Here is an 18,329-nt window from a genome sequence, read left to right as displayed (position 1 = left end):
CTGCTCCTAATAACGATGTTTAATGGTTACAGCAACGTGAAAGGCTATTGCAGGATCCAGGCCACAATTGAAATCTTGTATACAAAAAAATATTTTCGCGTATACGATAAGCGCACGCAGCCTTTCAAGGGAGCAGGATATGAAAAGTGAAAGAGGCCAGACGCTGGCCGTCGATCGCGGGGATAAAGACGAATTTATCTTTCAGGCGTTGATGAACGCCATTGTGGAACACCAGCTGCCGCCGGGCAGCAAACTGCCGGAGGAGGCGCTGGCGGAGGTATTTGGCGTCAGCCGCACCGGTATTCGCAAGGTGCTGCAGCGCCTCGCCGCAGTGCAGATGGTGACGCTATTGCCCAGGCGCGGTGCACAGGTGGCCACGCCCGGCGTTGACGAGGCGCGCGATATCTTCCGCACTCGCGCGCTGATCGAATGCGGCAATCTGCCCGCGGTGCTGGCGCATCTGCAGCCGCCGCATCTGGCGGGACTGACGCAGCGCATTGCGCAGGAGCAGCAGGCGCATGAGGCTCGCGACGGCGCGGCGGCTATCCGTCTCTCGGCCGCCTTTCATATCGAACTACAGGCTATTGCGGGCAACCAGGTGCTGACCGAACTGGTGACGCGCCTGACGCAGCGCTCTTCGCTGGTGATTGCCGCCTGGGGCGCGCCCTGGCAGCAGGGCTGCCGTTGTGACGATCACGATCGTCTGGTCGCCCATCTGCGCGCCGGCAATCTCGCCGCGCTGACCGAAGCGTTGCAGCACCACTTCGATCATATCGTTTCCAGCCTGCATTTTGAGCGCAGCGGCGAGACGCTGCCAGACTTCTCACGGTTATTTGCCGGTCATAAAGAGGTGACATCATGAGCCTGATCCAGGTGATCAATCCTAATACCAGCCTCGCGATGACGGAAACTATCGGCGCGGCAGCGCGCGCGGTGGCGGCGCCGGGCACTGAAATTATCGCGGTTTCGCCGTCGCAGGGCGTGCCCTCGATTGAAGGCCATTTCGACGAAGCTATCGCGGCGATCGGCGTGCTGGAGCAGGTAAAGCGCGGCAAAGCGCAGGGCGTCAGCGGCCATGTTATCGCCTGCTTTGGCGATCCCGGCCTGCTGGCGGCGCGCGAGCTGGCCAGCGGCCCGGTAATCGGCATCGCCGAGGCGGCGATGCACACCGCGACGCTGGTGGCGACGCGCTTTTCTATCGTCACCACGCTGCCGCGTACGCTGACGATTGCGCGCCATTTGCTGCAGCAGTACGGCTTCACCCACCACTGCGCCGCGCTGCACGCGATCGATCTGCCGGTGCTGGCGCTGGAGGATGGTTCGGGTATCGCGCAGGAAAAGGTGCGCCAGCGTTGTTTGCAGGCGAAGCAGCAGGATGGCTGCGGCGCAATTGTTCTGGGCTGCGGCGGGATGGCGACGCTGGCGCGTGAGCTGACGCAGGAGCTGGGTATGCCGGTTATCGACGGCGTCAGCGCGGCGGTGAAAATGGTTGAAGCGCTGGTGGCGCTTGGCTTTGGCACCAGCAAGCATGGCGATCTTGACTGGCCGATAGCTAAACCTCTCTCAGGCGCGTTTCAGCATCTAAACTAACGTGACCTTGCCGCAATTACACAGGAACTGATGAATGGATAGTTCAGCCAAAAAAGAGTACAGCTTCAACAAAAACTATCCGCGCGATCTGATCGGCTACGGTGCCACGCCGCCGCATGCGGCCTGGCCGAACAAGGCGCGCGTGGCGGTGCAGTTCGTGCTCAACTATGAAGAGGGCGCAGAGAACAACGTGCTACACGGCGACGCCGGCTCCGAGCAGTTTCTCTCCGACATCATCGGCGCGGCCAGCTATCCCGACCGCCATATGTCGATGGATTCGCTCTACGAATATGGTTCGCGCGCCGGCTTCTGGCGCATCCACCGCGAATTCCAGAAGCGCGGTTTGCCGCTGACGGTGTTCGGCATTGCGATGGCGCTGGCGCGTCATCCAGAGATCGTCGACGCGATCAAGCAGGCCGACTACGACGTGGTAAGCCACGGCTGGCGCTGGATCCACTACCAGTCGATGGACGCCAAAACCGAGCGGCAGCATATGCAGCAGGCGGTAGACGTCCTCACCGACCTGTTTGGCAAAGCGCCGACCGGCTGGTACACCGGGCGTGACAGCCCCAACACGCGGCGGCTGGTGGTCGAGCAGGGCGGCTTTAGCTACGACAGCGACTATTACGGCGACGATCTGCCGTTCTGGACGCAGGTCACCTGTCAGGACGGCACCGTGAAGCCGCATCTGATTATCCCCTACACGCTGGAGTGCAACGATATGCGCTTCGCCACGCCGCAGGGCTTCAATACCGCCGAGCAGTTCTTTACCTACCTGCGCGACACCTTTGACGTTCTGTATGAAGAGGGCGAAACCCAGCCGAAGATGATGTCGGTCGGCATGCACTGTCGTCTGCTGGGGCGGCCAGGGAAATTCAAAGCGCTGCAAAACTTCCTCGACCATATCCAGCAGTACAGCGACGTCTGGATCTGTACGCGCCAGCAGATTGCCGATCACTGGATCGCAACCCATCCGGCGCCGCAACCCTGAAAAACAGGGCGCGGCTGTATAGCCAGCCGCGCCTACCCGCCTGCTGCCGTTAAAAAACTGTAACCGACTATTTAGCAGAAAAATTAATACTTCCCCTCAACCGTTAGCCTTTTGTGCGCGTCATAAAGCGCCTTACTCCGCGTTTTATTAACGTTTCATAAATGAAATAAAAATATTTCCGCAACAAAATTAATTAACAACCGTTAGGTTCCACGCCGCTCAGTGGAATGTTACATATTGCCTGCCGCCTGGTTTTCGCTTTGCGCTTATAGATATTCCGCTGAGATTTTTACTAACGGAATAAGGAATCGTTTTGATGAGCAAGCTTTCCAGAAGGAACTTTATGGCATTCGCCGCAGGCGGAACGGTGGCGCTGGCGGCAGGCCAGGTGCACGCCCACGACACCATCGCCTCCTGGCCCGCCGGTACGCCGCGCGATCCCGGCCCGCACGATCCTGCGAGAGAGGCGCAAAATCCCGATATCGTCGACCCGCCCGCTACCGACAGCGGTACGCTGCCCAACCTGCGCTTCTCTTTTAGCGACGCGCACGTTCGCAAAGGCAGCGGCGGATGGACGCGACAGGTGACGCAGCGCGAGCTGGGTATCTCGACCACCATCGCGGGCGTCGATATGCGTCTTAACGCAGGCGGCATCCGCGAGCTGCACTGGCATAAAGAGGGCGAGTGGGCTTATATGACCTTCGGCCAGGCGCGGGTTACCGCTTTTGATACCGAAGGCGGCTGGTTTGTCGATGATATCGGCGTCGGCGATCTCTGGTATTTTCCGCCGGGCATACCCCATTCGATTCAGGGACTGGGACCCGACGGCTGCGAATTCCTGCTGGCTTTTGACGACGGCAGCTTTGATGAGGACAGTACCTTTCTGTTGTCAGACTGGTTCAAACATATACCGCCCGATATCCTGGCGAAGAACTTCAGCGTGCCGGTCTCAACCTTTGCAAAACTGCCTTCGCCGGATGACGAATATATCTTTGCCGGCAAGGTGCCGGGTAGCCTGGCCTCAGATGCGATTCAGGGCGCGCCGAAATCAAAAAAAGTTTTCACGCATCATATGCTGGCGCAGAAGCCGATAACCGCGCCGGGCGGTACGGTGAGAATTACCGACTCCTCTAACTTCCCGGTTTCAAAAACCATTGCGGCCGCGCTGGTGGAGATTGCGCCGGGCGGTATGCGCGAACTGCACTGGCATCCCAATAACGATGAATGGCAATACTATCTGGAGGGGGAGGGGCGCATGGGCGTTTTCGCCTCATCCGGTCAGGCGAGAACCTTCGACTACCGGGCGGGCGACGTCGGGTACGTGCCTTTCGCCATGGGCCACTATATTGAGAATACCGGTAAAGGGCCGCTGCGATTTCTGGAGCTGTTCAAGAGCGACTACTATGCCGATATCTCGCTTAACCAGTGGCTCGCCAGCACGCCGCGCGAGCTGGTGGCGCAGCACCTGCAGCTTGACGACGCGTTTTTGTCAGCGCTCTCTCTGCAAAAGAATCCGGTAATCAAATAACCGCCAGGGCTGGCGCTGCGCCAGCCCTGCGTAGTTGTCTGAATCCTGAAGCACCTGCGAAACCCATGGTTGTTACGGTTAAAGCAATCAGCGACAATGGCCGTTTCCATAATTTTTTCTGATGAGTGAGCGTCGTGAAGATAGCTGAACCGCGTCAGGCGAAGTGGAGAGGCACGTTGCGCACTTTTCTTGCCCGCTTCTGGCCGCATCCGCTGCCGGTGGCGAAAAAACAAATTGTTATCGCCAGTATCGGCGCTGGCCTTGGCCTGACCATTACCAGTTTGATCAGCCACTGGCTGCTGGGACAGGTCAATTTATGGTTTGTCGCGCCGATGGGCGCTTCCGCCGTGTTGCTGTTCGGCATCCCCAACAGCCCGCTGGCGCAGCCCTGGTCCATTGTCGGCGGCAATATGGTGGCAGGCGCGATTGGCGTGACCGCCGCCATAACTATTCCTTATGCTCCGCTGGCCTGCGGCGTCGCCGCCTGCCTGGCCATTGCGGTGATGTTTCAGCTGCGCTGCCTGCATCCGCCCAGCGGCGCGGTGGCGCTGACCGCCATTCTCGGCGGCGGCAACGTACATCAGCTGGGCTATCACTATATTCTGACGCCTGTGCTGCTTAACTCCCTCTGTCTGGCGCTGCTGGCGATTATCTTCAACAACCTGGCGGGCCGTCGCTATCCGCATCCGCTGGCCTCAACCGAGGCGAAACCGGAGCCGGTCGCGATCGATGTGCCGATTACGCGTGACGATCTGCATCAGGCGCTGGAGAGCGGCCAGCTGCTGGATATTGATGAAGACGATATCCAGCAGCTGCTGCAGCGCGCCGAAGCGATTGCGGTTCAGCGCCAGGCGCAGCGCGCCCGCTAAACTCAGCTTTCGCTCATCAAACTGACCTGCGCGGCGACGATTCGCCAGCCGTCCGGCAGCCGGACCCAACTCTGCTGCTGGCGGCCAGTTTTAGTTGTGCCTTCGCGCGTGAACTCGGTGCTGCAGACCGCATACTCTTCACCGAAGGTGGTAATGACGCTGTTACGCAGGGTGCGTGCCAGTCCGGCGGCGGGACGCTGGGCGCGAAAGGCGCGGATCTGCTCGATGCCATAGAGGTTCTCGCCCGCGCCGAGCCGTACGGTACGCTCATCGTGCCAGAAAAGGGCGTCCAGCGTATCGATATCATTACTCACCAGCGCCTGTTCGTAGCGGTGAAAAGCAGCCGTTACCTCCGCCACGACGTGCGGCAAATTAATCTCTTCAGTTCTCATTTCGTTTATCCAGACAGGTTGGCGCCAGGGTAATGCCCTGCTGCTCAAGCGCAAAGGCGACGCGCAGCGCGGCGGTTTCGTTAAAGGGTGCGGCAATCAGCTGTAGTCCGATCGGCAGGCCGCTTTTCGTCGCCAGCGGCACGCTGCACACCGGCAGCCCCAGGAAGGAGATCGGCTGCGTCAGCATGCCCATGCTGGCGCGCGAGGGCAGATCGACGCCGTTAATGCGGATGCTCTCCTGACCGATCGGCGGCGCGACGCAGGGCGTAGCGGGCGCGATCAGCACATCGAAGCGCTCGAACAGCGGCAGAACCTGCTGCTGGAAATGGCGGCGGAAGCGCTGCGCCTGCACATACCAGGCGGCGGGCAGCATCGCGCCCGCCAGCAGCCGCTCGCGCGAGGCGGGCTCGAAACGCTCCGGCGAGGCGCGCAGCGCGGGCAGATAGAGATTGCCGCCTTCGCAGGCGGTCAGGATAAAGGCCGCGGAACGCGCCAGCTCCGCTTCCGGCAGCGTTACCTCATCGCTGATACCCAGCGCCTGAGCGGCCCGCGCCAGCGCGTCGCGGGCGTCGTCGTCGCACCAGGCAGAGAAAAAGCCGCCCAGCAGCGCGCAGCGCTGGCCGCGCGCTTCCAGCCCGACCAGCGTCGGATCGGCAGGCCGGTCCGCCTGAAAGGCGTCATCGGCGTCGCGGCCCTGCAATATGTCATACACCAGCGCCAGATCCTCGACGCGGCGCGCGAAGGGGCCGATATGATCAAGGCTGCCGACAAAGGGATGACTGCCGCTGCGCGACAGGCGGCCAAAGGTCGGCTTCAGGCCGAAGATGCCGCACAGCGACGCAGGCACGCGAATTGACCCGTTGGTGTCGGTGCCGAGAGAGAAGTGCGCCAGCCCGGCCGCCACCGCAGCAGCGGAGCCGCCCGACGATCCGCCCGCCACGCGCGTCAGGTCATGGGGATTGCGCGTCGCGCCGAAGTGGGTGTTCTCAGTGGTAAACCCATAGGCGTAGGCATCCATATTCAGCATGCCGGAGAGCAGTGCCCCGGCGCGGCTGAGACGCCTGATCGCCCAGGCGTCCTGCGTCGCCGCAGCACGATCCTGAAACAAGGCGGCGCCCGCCAGCGTGGTATGTCCCGCCACGTCGAACAGATTCTTCACCGCATAAGGAATGCCCGCCAGCGGCGGCAGGTTCTCGCCGCGCCGCCGCTGCGCATCGATCGCGTCAGCCTCGCGCAGCATGCGTTCGGCGGTAACCTCGGTCCAGGCGTTAATCGCCCGGTGGCGCTCAATCCCTTGCAGCGTCTGCTGCGCCACCTCGCGCGCGCTGAGATCGCCGCGCTGAATCGCCTGCTGCAGCGCCTGGAGAGAAAATTCGCTAAGGTTCATGGATGAAATACTCCCGCCACTTCCAGCCTCTCGTCGAGAGGATACGCCATCAGCGGCGCTGCCAGCGCGGCGATGCGCTCCAGCTGAATGACCAGCTCGGCGCGGCGCGCGTCGTCTAGCTCCAGCGTCAGCAACTGCTCCATCTGCGCCAGATAGCACGCCCAGTCTGTTGTCTGATTCATCTTATTTCTCCTGTCAGAATCCGCTTGCGCTGCCGTTGCTGCGCGGATCGCATGCGCCTTCCAGCATGCCGTTGATATGGCGCACGATAGCGCCCGCGTGACCAACCGCCTCGCTGAAATCGGGCAGCAGTTCTACCTCATGCCCCAGCTGGCGCAGTCTGGCGACCGTCTCCGGCGCGAAGCGGCCTTCCAGCTTGAGCGAGTCAGATGCGTTGCCCCAGGTGCGCCCCAGCAGCCAGCGCGGCGCGCTTACCGCCTGCTGCAGCGGCATGCCCTGAATCACATGTCGGGTAAAGATCGCCGCCTGGGTTTGCGGCTGTCCGTCGCCGCCCATTGAGCCGTAGACCAGCGTGCGGCCATCTTTCAGGCGCGCGGCGGCGGGATTAAGGGTGTGAAACGGCTGCTTGCCCGGCGCCAGCGCCAGCAGATGATCTGGATCCAGGCTAAAGGCGGCACCGCGGTTCTGCCAGGTGATGCCGGTTCCGGGGATCACCACGCCGCTGCCGAACTCGTGATAGATGCTCTGAATAAAGGAGACGGCGAGGCCGCTGCTGTCCATTACGCCCATCCATACCGTGTCGCCTGGGCCACGTCCGGTTCCCCAGGGCGCGGCCTGCGTCTCGTCAATCTGGCTCGCCAGAGTGGCGAAATGATCCAGCGTTAACAGCGACTGCGCTTCGCAGTTCATATGGCGCGGGTCGGTAATATGGCGATCGCGCAGGGTAAACGCTTTTTTCGTCGCTTCCACAATGCGGTGCACCGTCTGCGCCTCATCAGCCTGCGCCATCGCAAGATGATCGATAATGCCGAGGATCGCCAGCGAGACCAGGCCCTGAGTCGGCGGTACCATATTCCACAGATCGCCTTCGCTGTGCGCTACGTGCAGCGGAACGCAGCGACGCGCGCGCTGCTGCTGCAGATCCGCCAGCGTCACCGGCATGCCGAGCGCCGACATCTCTCGCGCCAGGTGGCGCGCCAGCTCGCCGCGATAGAAGCTGTCGAGGCCTTGTTCGCTCAGCAGGCTGAGCGTCTGCGCCAGCGCTGGCTGGGTAAAGCGGCTGCCCTGGCGCGGCGGCTCGCCGTCCGGCAAAAAGGTGGCGGCAAATCCCGGCTGATGTTCCAGCTCGTGCCGTTTTGCGGCGGTGGCGGCCGCCTGCGATGCGGTGACCGGAATGCCGTCGGCGGCATAGCGGATGGCGTCGCGCAGCAGGCGCGGCAACGGCAGCGATGCGCCGCCCAGCTCGCGGGAGAGCGTCAGCGCCTCCTGCCAGCCGCTCACCGTCCCGGCCACCGTTAAGGCCGCTTTCGGACCGCGATGCGGGATCCTGTCTTCGCCAGGGTAGAAGTCGGGATGCGCCAGCGAACCCGCCGCGCCGCTGGCGTCGATAGCCACCGGATCGCCGTTGGGCGGCAGCACCAGCCAGAAGCCGTCGCCGCCGAGGCCGTTCATATGGGGATAAACTACTGCGATGGTGGCAGCCGCGGCGACCATCGCCTCAAGGGCGTTGCCGCCGTCGCGTAGCACCGCCAGCGCGCTCTCGCTCGCCAGGTGGTGCGGCGCGACCGCCATGCCCAGCGGAGCCATATTGCTCTGAATCATATTTACGCTTCTTATCGGGTGACAGAGCGAGGATCCAAGCAAGAGCCGTTCCAGTTTTTGCGGTCGCGCACGACAGCGGTAACCTGGATCGAATTATGCTAGCTTCTGCTGAAACGAAAGTTACAGGACGACGCATGAAACAGCTCGATGAACGACTCAGAAGCCACTATCCGCAGCTTTCTCCTCAGGAGCAGCGTATTGCGGATTTCGTCTTTGACCATTTCGACGATTTGATCAGCTACAACAGCGCCGAACTGGCGCGGCTCAGCGGCGTGTCGAAAGCCACCGTCAGCCGCCTGTTCCGACGGCTGGGCTATGACAAATATAAAGATATGCGCGACGAACTGCGTATTCTGCGGCAGAGCGGTATGCCCTTGACCGACAACCGCGACGCGGTGCAGGGCAATACGCTGCTGGCGCGCCACTATAAGCAGGAGATGGCGAACCTGACGCAGTGGGTGAACGCGCTTGACGCGCAGCAGTTTGGCGAGGCGGTGCAGCAGATGACGCAGGCGAAACGTATTTTCGTTATCGGTATGCGTAACTCCTGGCCGCTGGCGCTGCACCTGCGCCAGCAGCTGCTGCAGGCCCGTTCCAGCGTCGCCGTACTGCCGCAGCCGGGCCAGACGCTGGCGGAAGAGGTGGTGGATATTACCGCCGACGATATGGTGATCGTAATGGCGTTTCGCCGTCGTCCGCGCCTGATCCGCCCGCTGATACAGCAGCTGCAGCAGCGCGATATTCCGCTGCTGGTACTGTGCGAGCCGCAGGCGCAGTCGATGGCGGGTCTGGCGCGCTGGCAGCTTTGCGCGCCGCTCGACAGCGTATCCGCCTTCGACAGCTACGCTTCGGCAATGAGCCTGATCAATTTACTGACCAATGCGCTACTGCATGAAATGCTGTCGCAAGGTCGCCAGCGTATCCACCAGATCGCCGATCTCTATCTGCAGCTGGACGAGCTGGAGCACCGTTAAAGAGCACCTTTTTGGTGCTTTGCCTCATTTTGATCCTCCTGCGTCGGGCGGTGAAAACCCGCCTTACCTGCCTAAATTAAGCCTTCTTGCCGTTTACCTCGCCTCGTACTGCTTTGGCACATTAGTTGCAAATCACAATTACAAGAATCTTTTGTTTCAGGTCAACTTACCGGGGTGCATAATGAAAAAGGTATTAATGGCGGTAGCGGCGGCAGCATTATTAGTGATTCAAACCGGCAGCGCGCTGGCGGATCAGTTACAGGATATTGAGAAGCGCGGCGTGCTGCGCGTGGCGGTGCCGCAGGATTTCCCGCCGTTCGGCTCGGTGGGCACCGATCTGCAGCCGCAAGGCTATGATATCGACACCGCGCGCTATCTGGCGAAACAGATGAAACTTAAGTTGCAGCTGGTACCGGTCACCAGCGCCAACCGCGTGCCCTATCTGCAAACCGACAAGGTCGATCTGGTGATCTCCAGCATGGGTAAAAACCCTGAGCGGGAGAAGGTGATCGACTTCAGCCGCGCCTATGCGCCCTTTTTCCTTGGCGTCTTTGGGCCAAAAGGCGAGACGCTGAAAGACGCGGCGGCGCTCAGCGGCAAGAGTATTGGGGTCACGCGCGGCGCGGTAGAGGATATGGTGCTGAGCAGCCTCGCGCCGAAAGAGGCGCAGGTGAAGCGCTACGAGGATAACAACACCACGCTGTCGGCTTACCTCTCTGGACAGGTACAGTACGTCGCGACCGGCAACCTGGTGATCGCGGCGATCGCGCGGCAGAACCCGCAAAAAGCGCCGGTAGCGCAGTTTATGCTGAAAGATTCGCCCTGCTTTATCGGTCTGAAGAAGGGTGAGCCGGCGCTGAAGGCGAAGATCGACGCGCTGATTGAGCAGGGCATCAAAGACGGCACGCTCAACAAGCTGTCGGAAGAGTGGCTGAAAGCGCCGCTGCCCGCCAGCCTCGGCGCATAAGGGCGCATGATGCTCGGGCAACTTAATTTCCCTGCGCTCTGGCCCTACTGGCCAGAACTGCTTGCCGGGCTGTGGGTCACCCTTCAGCTGACGGTGCTGGCCACCGTGGGCGGCGTCGGGCTGGGGATCCTCGGCGCGGCGCTGCGCAGCGGTAAAGCGAGCTGGGCCAGCCGTCTCTGGGGCCTCTATGTGGAGATCATCCGCAACACCCCGTTCGTGGTGCAGCTCTTCTTTATCGTTTTCGGTCTGCCTAATCTGGGACTGAAGCTGACGGCGGGCGAGGCGGCGCTGCTGGCGATGCTGATTAACCTCGGTGCCTACAGCACCGAGATTATCCGAGCCGGGATTCAGGTGACGCCGAAAGGGCAGTGGGAAGCGGGACGCGTGCTGGGCCTGACGCGCGCGCAGACCTTTTTGCGCGTGGTACTGCCGCCGTCGCTACAGCGCATTTATCCTGCGCTGGTAAGCCAGTGCATTATCGTGATGCTCGGTTCGTCGGTGGTGTCGCAGGTCTCTTATGAAGAGCTGACCTTCGCCGCCAACCTGATCCAGTCGCGCACCTTTTTAAGCTTCGAGGTCTATCTGGTGACCACGCTGATCTATCTGCTGTTATCGATCGCCATGCGGCAGGTGCTGCTGGCGCTGGGGCGTAAATGGTTTGGAGCGCAGCGATGATGACGACCTTTACCGACTGGGACATTCTGCGCAATCTGCTGCTGGCGGCGCGCTGGACACTGCTGCTCTCGCTGACTGCCTTTGTCGGCGGCACGCTGGTGACGCTGCCGCTGCTTCTGCTGCGCCTGCTGCAGCGGAAATGGCTGACGCGGCTCATCCGCGCCTATACCGAGCTGTTCCAGGGCACGCCGCTGCTGATGCAGCTCTTTCTCGCCTTTTTCGGCGTCGGGCTGTTTGGCATCGACGTCGCGCCCTGGACCGCGGCTTCGCTCGCCCTGACCTTTTATACCAGCGCTTTTCTGCTCGATATCTGGTTCGGCAGCATCCGCGCGCTGCCGAAAGGCCAGTGGGAAGCGTCGCGCTGCCTGGGCCTCAGCTTCGGCCAGACCCTCTGGCGGGTTATCGCACCCCAGGCGCTGCGTATCGGCATCGCGCCGACGGTGGGCTTCGCCGTACAGGTGATCAAGGGCACCGCGCTCGCCTCCATTATCGGCTTTATCGAACTGACGAAAGCTGGAACCATTCTGAACAACGTGACCCTGCAGCCGTTTAAGGTGTTTGGGCTGGTCGCGCTGGGCTACTTTTTGATGTGCTACCCGCTGTCCCGCTACAGCCAGTATCTGGAGAAAAAATTCCATGCCGCTCATCACCATTAATCAGGTGCAGAAGTACTACGGCGATAATCACGTGCTGAAAGGCGTCGATCTCGATATCGAAATGGGCGAAGTGATCTCCATCATCGGCCGCAGCGGTTCAGGCAAAAGCACTCTGCTGCGCTGTATGAACGGTCTGGAGGGCTATCAGGAGGGCAGCATCAAGCTGGGCGGCATGACGATTACCGATCGCGATAGCCAGGCGCGCGACATCAGCCGTTCGGTTGGCATGGTGTTTCAGAACTTCAATCTCTTTCCCCATATGACCGCGCTGGAAAACGTGATGCTGGCGCCGCGCCGGGTGCTGAAGAAAGGCGAGGCGGCGTGCCGCGCGCTGGCGACGCAGATGCTGGAGAAAGTCGGTCTCGGCGAGCGCCTCGATTACTACCCGGCGAACCTCTCCGGCGGCCAGCAGCAGCGCGTCGCCATTGCCCGCGCGCTGGCGATGAACCCGAAGGTGCTGCTGTGCGACGAGATCACCTCGGCGCTCGATCCTGAGCTGGTGGGCGAGGTGCTGAAAGTGCTGGAGCAGCTCGCCGCCGAAGGAATGACGCTGATCCTGGTCACCCATGAGATGAATTTCGCGCGCGACGTCGGCGATCGCGTGGTCTTTATGCATCAGGGGCGCGTCTGGGAGCAGGGCAGCAGCAAAACCCTGTTCGCCGCGCCGCAGACGCCGGAGCTGAAGCAGTTTATCTCCTCGGTGCGACTCTAATTTCATAAGGAAACCAATATGGAAAACCGCTACCCGCAAATTAATCCGCCGCAGCGTCTGCTGATGGGGCCTGGCCCGATCAACGCCGATCCGCGCGTGCTGCGCGCCATGTCAACTCAGCTGATCGGCCAGTACGATCCGGCGATGACGCACTATATGAACGAGGTGATGGCGCTCTATCGCGGCGTCTTCCGTACGGAAAACCGCTGGACGCTGCTGATTGACGGTACCTCACGCGCCGGGATCGAGGCGATCCTGCTGTCGGCGATCCGGCCTGGCGATCGGGTGCTGGTGCCGATATTTGGCCGCTTCGGCCATCTGCTGTGCGAGATTGCTCGCCGCTGCCGCGCCGAGGTGCACACCATTGAGGTGCCCTGGGGCGAGGTCTTTACGCCGGATCGGATCGAAGACGCCATTAAGCGCGTTAAGCCGCGCCTGCTGCTGACGGTACAGGGCGATACCTCAACCACCATGCTGCAACCGCTGGCGGAGCTGGGCGCGATCTGCAAAAAGTATGGCGTGCTCTTCTATACCGACGCCACCGCGTCGCTCGGCGGCAACGCGCTGGAAACCGACGCCTGGGGGCTGGATGCGGTATCGGCGGGCATGCAGAAGTGCCTCGGCGGCCCGTCCGGCACCTCGCCCATCACCTTAAGCCCGCAGATGGAAGAGGCTATCCGCAGGCGTAAATGCGTTGAAGAGGGGATCCGCACCGCCCAGCATCAGGATGGCGATGAGGAGATGATCTACTCGAACTATTTCGATCTCGGCATGATCATGGATTACTGGGGGCCGGAGCGGCTTAACCACCATACCGAGGCGACCACCGCGCTGTTCGGCGCGCGCGAATGCGCCCGTCTAATTTTGCAGGAAGGGCTGGACGCAGGCATCGCGCGCCACAAGCTGCATGGCGACGCGCTGCTGAAGGGCATTCAGGGCATGGGACTGGAAACGTTCGGCGACCTGAAGCACAAGATGAACAACGTGCTCGGCGTGGTGATCCCGCAGGGCGTCAACGGCGACCAGGTGCGCAAGCTGATGCTGGAAGATTTTGGCATTGAGATCGGCACCTCGTTTGGCCCGCTGCATGGCAAGGTATGGCGCATCGGCACCATGGGCTATAACGCCCGTAAAGATTGCGTAATGACCACGCTGGCGGCGCTGGAGGCGGTGCTGACGCACGTCGGCTTCCGCGCGACGCAGGGCGCGGCGATGCAGGCGGCCTGGGATCACTACGGGAGCGGCGCATGATGATGAACGCCGCTGAGGCACAGCTGGCCGCCGAACGCGTAATGGCGCGCTGCGACGCGCTGGCGGCGATCAGCGAATCGCCCGATCACCTGACGCGCGTCTATCTCTCGCCGGAGCACCTGCGCGCCAACGCCCAGGTAGGCGAATGGATGGCACAGGCTGGCATGCGCGTCTGGCAGGATGAAGTCGGCAATATCTGCGGCCGCTACGAAGGCGCGAGCAGCGGGGCGCCCGCGCTGCTGCTCGGCTCGCATCTCGACACGGTGCGCAACGCCGGACGCTACGACGGGATGCTGGGAGTGCTGACCGCGATTGAAACCGTACAGTGGCTCCATGAGAAACAGCTACGCCTGCCGCTGGCGGTGGAGGTGGTCGGGTTCGGCGATGAAGAGGGAACGCGCTTTGGCATTACGCTGCTTGGCAGCCGCGGCATCGCCGGCAGCTGGCCGGAAAGCTGGCCGACGCACCCGGACGGCAACGGCATTACCGTCGCGCAGGCGATGGCGGATGTGGGGCTGGATGCTGACACTATTCCGCGCGCCGCCCGTGAACTTAACGCCATCGTCGCCTATCTTGAACTGCATATCGAACAGGGGCCTTGCCTGGAGCAGGCCGGGCTGGCGCTGGGCGTCGTCACCGCCATCAACGGCGCGCGTCGTCTTAGCTGCCGCTTCACCGGCGAGGCGGGCCATGCGGGTACGGTGCCGATGACGCACCGCAAAGACGCGCTGGCGGCGGCGGCGGAGTGGATGGTGTTTATCGAGGCGACGACGCGCGAGCAGGATCCGCAGCTGGTGGCGACGGTCGGTACCCTGAGCTGTGCGCCCGGCGCGGTTAACGTTATTCCCGGCGAAGTCACTCTGTCACTGGATGTGCGCGGCCCGGAAGATCTGCCGCTGGAACGGCTGCTGTCGAGCCTGCTGACCCAGGGCGAAGCGATCGCGCTGCGACGCGGCCTGCGCTTCGAGGCGGAGGAGTATTACCGTATCAGCGCCACCGCCTGCGACAGCCAGCTGCGTCAGGCGCTGAGCAGCGCCATAGAGACGGTGCAGGGCCGCACGCTGGCGCTGCCGAGCGGCGCGGGCCATGACGCCATCGCCATCGCCGAGCGCTGGCCGGTCGGCATGCTGTTTGTGCGCAACGAACGCGGCATCAGCCACCATCCGGCGGAGGCGGTGATGACCGACGACGTGGCGCTGGCGGTGCGCGCTTATCTGCACGCCGTGTGCCACCTGGCGCAGCGGAGCGCGTGATGAACCTTGCGACCTTTAACACGCTGCCTTATGACGCGGCGCAGGCCGCAATCGCCCACTGCGTGGCGATCCCGCGCTGGCAGCAGGCGCTGACGGCCGCGCGTCCCTTTGCCTCCGTGTCGGCCTTGCTGGAGGAGGCGGAAAGGCTGGCGCAGGCGTGGGACAGCGAGGATCTTGAACAGGCGCTGACGGCGCATCCGCGCATCGGCGAGCGCGCCAGCGGCGCGGACAAAGAAGCGGCGCTGTCGCGTCAGGAGCAGTCAGCGATGGGCGACGCCGACGCGGCGCTGAAGCAGGCGATGCTGGCGGGCAATCAGGCCTATGAAGCGCGCTTTGGCCGCGTTTTCTTAATTCGCGCCCGTGGGCGCAGCGGCGAAGAGATGCTGGCGCAACTTCAGCGTCGCCTGAGCCATGATGAAGAGACCGAAACGCGCGAAGCGCTGCAGCAACTACGCGAAATCACCCTGTTGCGTCTGAAGGAGAGCCTGACATGAGCACTATCACTACCCATATTCTGGACACCGCGCTGGGCAAACCGGCGGTCGGCGTCGCCGTCTCGCTTGAGCAGAATAGCCCGGAGGGCTGGCTGCCTGTCTGCGAAGGCACCACGGACAGCGACGGGCGCGTCAGCGAGTTAACGCCGGAGCCGCTCGCCCCCGGCCACTATCGCCTGACCGCAGAGATTGGCGACTACTTTGCCATGGACGGGCGCGATGCGCTCTATGTCTCTGCGCAAATCGACTTTGTGATTGCCGAAGCGGGCAGCCATTTTCATCTGCCTTTTTTGATTTCGCCCTGGTCGTGGTCGACCTATCGCGGTAGCTAAATTTGAAAGCCTGCGGCTATCAATACCGTCGGTTCAGCCAAATAGTGTTTATACAAGCGTAACGTTATCGTAGCCGGGTAATCAAAAGCCAACGGAGCCGATAATGAGCACGCCAGAAAATAACGATAATGCAGCCGCCGCAGGTAAATGCCCTTTTCCACATGGAGCCACGGAAGAAAAAAGCCCGAGCGCGAGTGGAGCCGAAGCAGGTAAATGTCCTTTCCACCACGGCGCTTCCGAAGAGAAAAGCGTTCTGGCGCGCGGCGCCGGTAGCGGCACCACCAACCGCGACTGGTGGCCCAACATGCTGCGTGTCGATCTGTTAAACCAGCACTCCAGCCGTTCCAACCCGCTCAGCGACGATTTCAACTACCGCGAAGAGTTCAGCAAGCTCGACTATTCAGCGCTGAAAGCGGACATCCGCGCGCTGCTGACCGACTCGCAATCCTGGTGGCCAGCCGACTGGGGCAGCTATATCGGCCTGTTTATCCGTATGGCGTGGCACAGCGCGGGCACCTACCGCACCGTTGACGGTCGCGGCGGCTCTGGCCGCGGTCAGCAGCGTTTTGCGCCGCTCAACTCCTGGCCGGACAACGTCAGCCTGGATAAAGCACGTCGTCTGCTGTGGCCGGTGAAACAGAAGTATGGTCAGAAAATTTCCTGGGCCGATCTCTATATCCTTGCGGGCAACGTCTCGCTGGAAAACGCTGGCTTCCGTACCTTTGGCTTCGGCGCCGGACGCGAAGACGTGTGGGAACCAGATATGGATGTCGACTGGGGTAACGAAACCGAATGGCTGGCGCACCGCCATCCGGAAAGCCTCGCCAATGCGCCGCTCGGCGCGACGGAAATGGGCCTGATCTACGTCAACCCGGAAGGGCCGGAAGCGAGCGGCAACCCGGCATCAGCCGCGCCGGCGATTCGCGCCACCTTCGGCAATATGGGCATGAATGATGAAGAGATCGTCGCCCTGATCGCTGGCGGTCATACGCTGGGCAAAACACACGGCGCGGGCGCCGCCAGCCATCTCGATGTCGATCCAGAAGCCTCTCCGATTGAAGCGCAGGGTCTTGGCTGGAGCAGCAGCTACGGCAGCGGCGCAGGCGCGGACGCCATTACCTCCGGTCTGGAAGTGGTCTGGACGCAAACCCCGACCCAGTGGAGCAACTACTTCTTCGAAAACCTGTTCAAATATGAGTGGGTACAGACGCACAGCCCGGCAGGCGCGATCCAGTTTGAAGCCAGCAACGCCGACGCGATTATTCCCGATCCCTTCGATCCGGAGAAAAAGCGTAAGCCGACCATGCTGGTTACCGATCTGACGCTGCGCTTCGACCCGGAATTTGAAAAGATCTCTCGTCGCTTCCTTAACGATCCGCAGGCGTTTAACGAAGCCTTTGCCCGCGCATGGTTCAAGCTGACCCACCGCGATATGGGGCCAAAAGCGCGCTACCTCGGCCCGGAAGTGCCGAAAGAAGATCTGCTGTGGCAGGATCCGCTGCCGGCGGCGATCCATCAGCCGAACGACAGCGACATCAGCGAGCTGAAAGCAAAAATCGCTGCGTCGGGACTGAGCGTCAGCCAGCTGGTTTCCGTAGCCTGGGCGTCCGCTTCAACCTTCCGCGGCGGCGACAAGCGCGGCGGTGCGAACGGCGCGCGTCTGGCGCTGGCGCCGCAGAAAGAGTGGGCAGTTAACGCCAGCGTTATCCGCGACGTGCTGCCGGTGCTGCAGGATATTCAGCAGACCTCAGGCAAAGCCTCACTGGCGGATGTGATTGTCCTGGCGGGCAACGTCGGGATCGAAATGGCGGCCGCGGCGGCTGGCGTGGCGGTACAGGTGCCCTTTACGCCGGGCCGTGTCGATGCGCGTCAGGATCAGACCGATGTCGAATCCTTCGCTTTACTGCAGCCGCTGGCGGATGGTTTCCGTAACTATCGCCGCGTGCAGGGCGGTTCATCGACCGAAACGCTGCTGCTGGACAAAGCGCAGCAGCTGACCCTGAGCGCCCCGGAACTGACGGTGCTGCTGGGTGGTCTGCGCGTGCTGGGAACCAACTTCGACGGCAGCGACCGCGGCGTCTTTACCGAGCGCCCCGGCGTGTTGAGCACAGATTTCTTCGTGAACCTGCTGGATATGCGCACCGCATGGCGCGCCACCGATGAGAGCGCAGAGCTGTTTGAAGGGCGCGATCGTCAGAGCGGGGAAGTGAAGTACCACGCGACCCGCGCCGATCTGGTATTTGGTTCTAACGCCATTCTGCGCGCGCTGGCGGAAGTGTACGCCAGCAGCGATGCGCACCAGAAGTTTGTTACTGACTTCGTGGCCGCCTGGACCAAAGTGATGAATCTGGATCGCTTCGATATCTGATTGACGCATTAGCAGTCAGTAAAAAGCCGCAGCCTGAACCGCTGCGGCTTTTTTATTGCCATCGCCCTGGCCCGCGCCTTAACTGGCGCGAATTGTCAGCGCTTCCTC

Annotated in this window: 19 protein-coding genes; 15 read left to right on the top strand and 4 right to left on the bottom strand. The window is 62.0% G+C overall.

The features are described from left to right. Positions 1 to 139: 139 nt before the first annotated feature. From MHZ89_RS06045 to MHZ89_RS06025, 5 genes are all read left to right on the top strand, one after another. Positions 140 to 862, top strand: a complete 723-nt coding sequence (locus tag MHZ89_RS06045) for a GntR family transcriptional regulator (RefSeq protein WP_311782222.1) — start codon at positions 140 to 142, stop codon at positions 860 to 862. Next, positions 859 to 1,590 carry an allantoin racemase gene (gene hpxA / locus MHZ89_RS06040; RefSeq protein WP_311782221.1) on the top strand — a complete coding sequence of 244 codons (732 nt, stop codon included), beginning with the start codon at positions 859 to 861 and terminating at the stop codon, positions 1,588 to 1,590. Before MHZ89_RS06045 ends, hpxA begins: the two co-directional genes overlap by 4 nt. 34 nt (positions 1,591 to 1,624) lie before the next feature. Then, complete coding sequence (gene puuE, locus MHZ89_RS06035) at positions 1,625 to 2,581, top strand: allantoinase PuuE (protein ID WP_311782220.1); 957 nt, start codon at positions 1,625 to 1,627, stop codon at positions 2,579 to 2,581. A gap of 316 nt (positions 2,582 to 2,897) precedes the next feature. Continuing rightward, positions 2,898 to 4,109: an oxalate decarboxylase family bicupin gene (locus MHZ89_RS06030; protein WP_311782219.1), complete on the top strand. Its 1,212-nt coding sequence runs from the start codon at positions 2,898 to 2,900 to the stop codon at positions 4,107 to 4,109. Between the two features lie 140 nt (positions 4,110 to 4,249). Further along, positions 4,250 to 4,978, top strand: coding sequence for an HPP family protein (locus tag MHZ89_RS06025; protein WP_311782268.1), 729 nt, complete (start codon positions 4,250 to 4,252; stop codon positions 4,976 to 4,978). Between the two features lie 2 nt (positions 4,979 to 4,980). Here the strand turns inward: MHZ89_RS06025 and hpxZ are convergent, their stop codons facing one another. From hpxZ to MHZ89_RS06005, 4 genes are read right to left on the bottom strand one after another with little or no spacing between them, the layout of a single operon-like run. Beyond that, a complete protein-coding gene (hpxZ, locus tag MHZ89_RS06020; protein WP_120451131.1) occupies positions 4,981 to 5,370 on the bottom strand; it encodes an oxalurate catabolism protein HpxZ in 390 nt (129 codons plus the stop codon). Beyond that, complete coding sequence (locus MHZ89_RS06015; protein WP_311782218.1) at positions 5,360 to 6,757, bottom strand: AtzE family amidohydrolase; 1,398 nt, start codon at positions 6,755 to 6,757, stop codon at positions 5,360 to 5,362. The genes hpxZ and MHZ89_RS06015 overlap by 11 nt, the downstream gene beginning before the upstream one ends. Next, positions 6,754 to 6,939: an oxalurate catabolism protein HpxX gene (gene hpxX, locus MHZ89_RS06010; RefSeq protein ID WP_311782217.1), complete on the bottom strand. Its 186-nt coding sequence runs from the start codon at positions 6,937 to 6,939 to the stop codon at positions 6,754 to 6,756. The genes MHZ89_RS06015 and hpxX overlap by 4 nt, the downstream gene beginning before the upstream one ends. A gap of 13 nt (positions 6,940 to 6,952) precedes the next feature. Then, on the bottom strand, positions 6,953 to 8,539 hold the full coding sequence (locus MHZ89_RS06005) for a gamma-glutamyltransferase family protein (RefSeq protein ID WP_311782216.1): 1,587 nt from the start codon (positions 8,537 to 8,539) through the stop codon (positions 6,953 to 6,955). Positions 8,540 to 8,673: 134 nt separating this feature from the next. Here MHZ89_RS06005 and hpxU point away from each other — a divergent pair, with 134 nt between their 5' ends. The 10 genes from hpxU to katG all read left to right on the top strand — a co-directional run bounded on the left by hpxU (position 8,674) and on the right by katG (position 18,221). Further along, on the top strand, positions 8,674 to 9,513 hold the full coding sequence (hpxU, locus tag MHZ89_RS06000) for a MurR/RpiR family transcriptional regulator HpxU (RefSeq protein ID WP_126689182.1): 840 nt from the start codon (positions 8,674 to 8,676) through the stop codon (positions 9,511 to 9,513). A 181-nt stretch (positions 9,514 to 9,694) separates the two neighbouring features. Then, entirely contained in the window at positions 9,695 to 10,480 is a 786-nt protein-coding gene (locus MHZ89_RS05995) for a transporter substrate-binding domain-containing protein (protein ID WP_311782215.1), read from the top strand. Positions 10,481 to 10,489: 9 nt separating this feature from the next. After that, positions 10,490 to 11,155, top strand: a complete 666-nt coding sequence (locus MHZ89_RS05990; protein WP_120452811.1) for an amino acid ABC transporter permease — start codon at positions 10,490 to 10,492, stop codon at positions 11,153 to 11,155. Continuing rightward, the gene (locus MHZ89_RS05985; RefSeq protein WP_311782267.1) at positions 11,155 to 11,811 is read left to right on the top strand and encodes an amino acid ABC transporter permease; all 657 of its coding nucleotides are present in this window, start codon (positions 11,155 to 11,157) and stop codon (positions 11,809 to 11,811) included. Before MHZ89_RS05990 ends, MHZ89_RS05985 begins: the two co-directional genes overlap by 1 nt. Beyond that, positions 11,792 to 12,523 (top strand): amino acid ABC transporter ATP-binding protein, encoded by a 732-nt coding sequence (locus MHZ89_RS05980; RefSeq protein ID WP_120451137.1) that lies wholly within the window; start codon positions 11,792 to 11,794, stop codon positions 12,521 to 12,523. Before MHZ89_RS05985 ends, MHZ89_RS05980 begins: the two co-directional genes overlap by 20 nt. An 18-nt stretch (positions 12,524 to 12,541) precedes the next feature. Next, on the top strand, positions 12,542 to 13,774 hold the full coding sequence (locus MHZ89_RS05975) for an alanine--glyoxylate aminotransferase family protein (protein ID WP_311782214.1): 1,233 nt from the start codon (positions 12,542 to 12,544) through the stop codon (positions 13,772 to 13,774). After that, positions 13,771 to 15,027 (top strand): allantoate amidohydrolase, encoded by a 1,257-nt coding sequence (gene hpxK / locus MHZ89_RS05970; protein WP_311782213.1) that lies wholly within the window; start codon positions 13,771 to 13,773, stop codon positions 15,025 to 15,027. The genes MHZ89_RS05975 and hpxK overlap by 4 nt, the downstream gene beginning before the upstream one ends. Beyond that, positions 15,027 to 15,521: a 2-oxo-4-hydroxy-4-carboxy-5-ureidoimidazoline decarboxylase gene (uraD, locus tag MHZ89_RS05965; protein ID WP_311782212.1), complete on the top strand. Its 495-nt coding sequence runs from the start codon at positions 15,027 to 15,029 to the stop codon at positions 15,519 to 15,521. Before hpxK ends, uraD begins: the two co-directional genes overlap by 1 nt. Beyond that, a complete protein-coding gene (uraH, locus tag MHZ89_RS05960; protein ID WP_126689188.1) occupies positions 15,518 to 15,853 on the top strand; it encodes a hydroxyisourate hydrolase in 336 nt (111 codons plus the stop codon). Before uraD ends, uraH begins: the two co-directional genes overlap by 4 nt. Positions 15,854 to 15,956: 103 nt before the next feature. Further along, positions 15,957 to 18,221: a catalase/peroxidase HPI gene (gene katG / locus MHZ89_RS05955; RefSeq protein WP_311782211.1), complete on the top strand. Its 2,265-nt coding sequence runs from the start codon at positions 15,957 to 15,959 to the stop codon at positions 18,219 to 18,221. Positions 18,222 to 18,329 lie beyond the last annotated feature (108 nt).

This window comes from Pantoea sp. ACRSB, from assembly GCF_022346905.1.
In the GTDB taxonomy this organism is placed as follows: domain Bacteria; phylum Pseudomonadota; class Gammaproteobacteria; order Enterobacterales; family Enterobacteriaceae; genus Pantoea; species Pantoea piersonii.
Note: the sequence above shows the minus strand (reverse complement) of the source record. Positions and strands in the feature narration are given on the sequence as shown.

Coding starts and splice junctions, on each gene's coding strand:
- puuE (WP_311782220.1), top strand. CDS start 1,625: ATGGATAGTTCAGCCAAAAAAGAGTACAGCTTCAACAAAAACTATCCG.
- MHZ89_RS05985 (WP_311782267.1), top strand. CDS start 11,155: ATGACGACCTTTACCGACTGGGACATTCTGCGCAATCTGCTGCTGGCG.
- katG (WP_311782211.1), top strand. CDS start 15,957: ATGAGCACGCCAGAAAATAACGATAATGCAGCCGCCGCAGGTAAATGC.
- hpxZ (WP_120451131.1), bottom strand. CDS start 5,370: ATGAGAACTGAAGAGATTAATTTGCCGCACGTCGTGGCGGAGGTAACG.
- MHZ89_RS06015 (WP_311782218.1), bottom strand. CDS start 6,757: ATGAACCTTAGCGAATTTTCTCTCCAGGCGCTGCAGCAGGCGATTCAG.
- MHZ89_RS05995 (WP_311782215.1), top strand. CDS start 9,695: ATGAAAAAGGTATTAATGGCGGTAGCGGCGGCAGCATTATTAGTGATT.
- MHZ89_RS06005 (WP_311782216.1), bottom strand. CDS start 8,539: ATGATTCAGAGCAATATGGCTCCGCTGGGCATGGCGGTCGCGCCGCAC.
- hpxX (WP_311782217.1), bottom strand. CDS start 6,939: ATGAATCAGACAACAGACTGGGCGTGCTATCTGGCGCAGATGGAGCAG.
- MHZ89_RS06045 (WP_311782222.1), top strand. CDS start 140: ATGAAAAGTGAAAGAGGCCAGACGCTGGCCGTCGATCGCGGGGATAAA.
- hpxA (WP_311782221.1), top strand. CDS start 859: ATGAGCCTGATCCAGGTGATCAATCCTAATACCAGCCTCGCGATGACG.
- uraH (WP_126689188.1), top strand. CDS start 15,518: ATGAGCACTATCACTACCCATATTCTGGACACCGCGCTGGGCAAACCG.
- MHZ89_RS05975 (WP_311782214.1), top strand. CDS start 12,542: ATGGAAAACCGCTACCCGCAAATTAATCCGCCGCAGCGTCTGCTGATG.
- MHZ89_RS06030 (WP_311782219.1), top strand. CDS start 2,898: ATGAGCAAGCTTTCCAGAAGGAACTTTATGGCATTCGCCGCAGGCGGA.
- MHZ89_RS05990 (WP_120452811.1), top strand. CDS start 10,490: ATGCTCGGGCAACTTAATTTCCCTGCGCTCTGGCCCTACTGGCCAGAA.
- hpxK (WP_311782213.1), top strand. CDS start 13,771: ATGATGATGAACGCCGCTGAGGCACAGCTGGCCGCCGAACGCGTAATG.
- uraD (WP_311782212.1), top strand. CDS start 15,027: ATGAACCTTGCGACCTTTAACACGCTGCCTTATGACGCGGCGCAGGCC.
- hpxU (WP_126689182.1), top strand. CDS start 8,674: ATGAAACAGCTCGATGAACGACTCAGAAGCCACTATCCGCAGCTTTCT.
- MHZ89_RS05980 (WP_120451137.1), top strand. CDS start 11,792: ATGCCGCTCATCACCATTAATCAGGTGCAGAAGTACTACGGCGATAAT.